The organism is Xanthobacter sp. BG11Y11_SDJG (assembly GCF_057364445.1).
This window is the reverse complement of record NZ_JBNFNU010000877.1, coordinates 1-582: the sequence shown is the minus strand read 5'-3', so window position 1 is coordinate 582 and position 582 is coordinate 1. Positions and strand designations below refer to the sequence as shown.

At 72.0% G+C, this 582-nt stretch carries 1 riboswitch.

Annotation, left to right across the window (positions count from 1 at the left end):
• Positions 1–153 precede the first annotated feature (153 nt).
• A riboswitch (TPP riboswitch) is annotated at positions 154–252 on the bottom strand.
• Positions 253–582 lie beyond the last annotated feature (330 nt).

The following is a 582-nucleotide window of genomic DNA, read 5'->3' as shown; positions in this document are numbered from 1 at the left end:
AGCCGGCCTTGGCGAGCCGCCAGGCGATGGCGAGGCCGATGACCCCGCCGCCCGACGATGGCGACGCCGCGGCCGCGAGCCGCTCGTGCGCGCGGAGCGGGCGGAGAGGTCAGCTGAAGCGGTTTCAGGCGAAGATGAAGCGAAGGTCGATAAGCTCGCGCTCATCGGCATCTCCCTACGCTGGTATGATCCAGACAGGTTCGATGGGTATGATCTCAGCCGTGCACATGCACGGCACCCCAGGCCGTTCCGGTATTATCCATACCCCGCCTCCGCGCGCAAGGCCCTGAGCCGGCTTTGGCCGCGGGCGAAGGCCGCCGCGTCCCTGGCCCGTTCCACCGCCGTCATCCCCCGGCTTGTCCGGGGGATCCACCCAGCGGTTCGCCCTGCGCTTCGTTTTCCAGGCGCCCGCAGGCGACCCGGTGGATGGCCCGGACGAGCGGGGCATGACGGCGGTGAGGGGCAAGGCGGGCAGGGGAAGCCGGGATCGGGAAGCTGGAACGCAGGAACGCGCGGCGGCGGGGACGGCTTCGCCGCTCCCGGTCCCGCCGCAGAGGGTCACGCCCGCGCGGCGGCCTGTGC